At 67.6% G+C, this 3,434-nt stretch carries 3 protein-coding genes; 2 read left to right on the forward strand and 1 reads right to left on the reverse strand.

Features of this window, described 5'->3' with window-relative positions; genetic code table 11:
- Both Q4C89_RS13015 and Q4C89_RS13020 read left to right on the forward strand, forming a co-directional pair.
- A partial coding sequence (locus Q4C89_RS13015) for a phospholipase D-like domain-containing protein (protein WP_303103051.1) occupies positions 1 to 1,570 on the forward strand: 1,570 nt, incomplete at its 5' end.
- Positions 1,571 to 1,596: 26 nt separating this feature from the next.
- Positions 1,597 to 2,115 carry a hypothetical protein gene (locus Q4C89_RS13020; protein ID WP_303103052.1) on the forward strand — a complete coding sequence of 173 codons (519 nt, stop codon included), beginning with the start codon at positions 1,597 to 1,599 and terminating at the stop codon, positions 2,113 to 2,115.
- 63 nt (positions 2,116 to 2,178) lie between these two features.
- On the opposite strand, the gene Q4C89_RS13025 is transcribed toward Q4C89_RS13020, so the two are convergent.
- Positions 2,179 to 3,434: alginate biosynthesis protein AlgP (locus Q4C89_RS13025; protein ID WP_303103053.1), on the reverse strand; the 1,256-nt coding region annotated here is incomplete at its 5' end.

Consider the following 3,434-nt stretch of genomic DNA (forward strand, 5'->3'; position numbering starts at 1 on the left):
CGCCCGACCTGCCATGCTAGACCCTACCGTGAAGTCCTTTTCCCCTCTCCGCCTGCTCGTGCCCGGTTTCGCTCTCGTGTGGGGCGCAGCGCAGGCCCAATCGCTGCCGTTCGGGTTTAGTCTGCCTGCCCCCACGCAGGTGGCCCCGGGCACTCCCGAACCCTGCACACCCCCCACAAACCCGCTCGAAAAAGCCGTCTGGGACGTGGTGCAGCGCGACCAGCAGGCGCGTGACCGACTCGCCCGCACCCTGCCCACCCCCGACCTGAGTTGCGGCAACCGCTTCGACCGTCTGCTGGAATTGCCGCTGGTGCCGGGGCGTGAGGACGACGCCTTCAGCCAACTGATGACCTCGGTACGGGAAGCCCGCGCCGAGGTGCTGGTCGCCAACATGTTCATCGAAACGGGAACGGGCGCCCCCGGTTGGCTGCTCGCGGGGGCACTGCGTGACCTCTACCGCAAGGTGCAGGTCGACCCCGCCGCCTACCCCGAAGGCATGACCGTCCGCATCGCCATGGGCGGCATGCCGGGATTCCTGAGTCCCTCCGAACTGCTTCCGGCGCGGTTCGTGGGGGCACTGCGGAGTTTAGGTGTGCCGCTGAGCGACCCCACGCTCGGCTGGTCGGTTGAAGTCGCCGATTACCGCTATTTCCCGCACAGCCACGTCAAAATGCACGTCATCGACGGGCAGCAGGTGGTCACGGGCGGCTACAACATTTCGGCGTGGTACCTGCCCCGCACCCAGACCGGCGGACACGACCTCCATGACCTCGGGCTGGCGCTCAGTGGCCCGGTGGCGCGGGCGGGCGTGGCGGCCTTCGACGACCTGTGGACGAAAAGCCGCCTACTGAGTTGCCCGCCCCTGGTCACGCCGCAGAACATCGGGAAGGAGTGCCGCTTTCGCTGGCTGCCGACCACGCTCCCCAGTCATCCGCCCTCAACCCTGCGCGTGACGCCGCTGGGCGACAGCCGGGCCTGGATGCTCTACCGCCGCGCCGGATACGTGCAGGCCGATGAAGTGGGACTGGCGCTGCTGCGCGGGAGCCGCCAGACCCTGGACCTGATGCACGCCGATTTCAGTGCCAACATCAACTGCCTGTATGCCTTCAAGACGCCGCACGACTGCGACCCGGCGACTTTCCCCTCCTACTTTCAGGAAGTCATCCGGGCTGCCGAGCGTGGCGTCAAAATTCGCGTGCTGACGGTGGACTATGACGTGGGTCAGCTCTGGAACCGCAGCGGCATCGCCCTGATGCGTCAGGAATTGCGCCGCCGGGGACTGGAGCACCTGTTCGAGGCGCGTTACACCCGTTTCAAGATGCACACCAAGGCCACCCTGGTAGACGGGCAGATGCTGGTGGTCGGCAGCATCAACTATCACTTCAGTTCGTGGGGTACGGCAGGACTGAACGAAGCGGCCCTGGCGACGAATGACCCCCAGGCCATCGCTCGGCAACGGGAACTGTTCGAGCGGGCCTGGAACGACCCGAAGCTCAGCCGCCCCGCGCCCGCCGAACCCTGGCTCAGCGACATTCAGCCCGATCTGGTGGCCCGCCCGACCTCGCCCTGAACGGCCACGCTGGTCTAGACTGAGCCATGTTTGCCCTCTCCATTTCCCGAGTCCGCCCCGCCTTGCTGGGTGTTGCCCTCGCGCTGGCGTCGTGTGCGCCGACGGTTACCGCACCGCAACTGGGCCGCATCGTCAACGGCAAGACGGGCGCGGAAGGCACCGTGTCGTTCGAGCGCGGCAGCCTGCGCCCGCTGGTGGCCGACCCCTTTGCCCCAGACAACACCCGCATTCAACTGGGCGACGACCTCTATACGGGGCGCACCCAACTGGTGGCGCGTGGCGGCGCGGCCCCGCTGCCCGCAGGCTGGGGCCTGAGCGTAGGCGTAGCTGGTGGAACTGGCGCTGGCCCGCTGGGTCAGGTGGGCTGGGACACCCGTCTTGACAGCCTCCGCGCCACCGCGCCTGCCTACAGCGGCAACCTGATTGCCCGCACCAGTGGCGTGCGGGTTCGCACCCTCACCTGCACCCTACTGGTGGATGCCCAGGAACACGGCATCGGAGAATGCACGGGCGAAGACGGCACGAAGTACGCCATGCAGTTCTGACGGTCGCTGTATCAAAAGAAGCCGCCCTCCACTGTCGGGGGCGGCTTTCCTCAACTCGGAGACTCAGTTGGTCTTCTTGTCGTCCTTCAGGAAGCCGTCAGTGACTGCGGACGTCTGGGGCTTTTCATCGGCCTTGTCGGTCTTGTCACCCTTGACTTCGGGAGCGTTGGGCTTGGGGGCGTCGCCGGGTTTGGGCGCGGGCGAAGTGTTGCTCATGCCCTTGTCGGCAGCGGAGCCGGGTTCGGTCGCGCCGCCCCAGGTCGCGCCAGTGGTGCCTGCCTGGGTGCCTTTGCCAGGAGCCGGAGCCGTGGTGGAAGCGGGAGCCGGGGCCGCAGCAGGCTTGTCCTCATCCATCGACTCAAGCCACATGGTGCCTACGAGGTCGCGGGCTTTGCGGCTGGCCGAGTGCAGCGACTTGGCGGCGTCGGGGCTGACACTTTCGACGGCGTCCAGCAGGGCGCGGCGGGTTTGCGGCATGCGGGCCAGAACGACCACGCCTGCACCGAGGGCCAGCGCCAGAGCAGCACCCGTGCCCAGCCCCGCCGAACCGGAGTCGTCGGAGAGGGCACCACGACGCTTGGCCGCGTCCTTTTCCAGTCGGGCCAGTTCACGACCCAGTTGCTTTTGCAGCGGCGCGACCTTCTTGCTCACGGCGCGTTCGAGTTTGTCGGCGTCCCAGTTGCGGTTGGCGCGGCGCAGTTCCTTCTGGGCGTCACGGCGAGCGCGGTTCAAGCGGCGCTCGGCGTCACGGCGGCCTTCGTCGAGGGCGTCCTCGGCGTGAGCAATCCACTCGCTGGCGCGGTCTTGGACTTCACTGACCAGTTTGGCGCCTTGCTTGCCCGCCTGAAGCAGCGAGCGGCGGGCGTCACGGCGGGTGTCCTCGGCCTGACCACGCAGGTCTTCGGCACGCTCCTGCACGTCACCCAGCAGCGACAGACCGCGCTTGCGGGCCTGCCCCAGTGCCTTTTCGGCCTGCTGGCGGCCCTCTTCGGCGCTGTCGCTCAGGTCGCTGACCAGTCCGCGCAGCTTGGGGGCGTACTCGCGGCGGTAGTCCTTCTGAAGCTGTTGCACGGCTTCCTCGGCTTCTTCACGCAGTCCAGCGGTGCGCAGGGCCGCGATGTGAGCGAGCTTTTCGGCGCGGCTCTGGGCTTCTTCGAGCCACTGGGGGCCGTCTTCACGCAGGGTTTCGAGGGTTCCCTGGTAAGTTTCCTGGGCGCTGCGGGCCACGTCGCGGGTGCCCACCACCAAGCCACGGCGCAGGTCACGGTTGAGGGCCAGGGCAGCAAAAGCGCCGAGAAGAATCAGGCTGCGCGGACTCA

Origin of the sequence: Deinococcus sp., from assembly GCF_030523985.1 — a bacterium.
Classification (GTDB): domain Bacteria; phylum Deinococcota; class Deinococci; order Deinococcales; family Deinococcaceae; genus Deinococcus.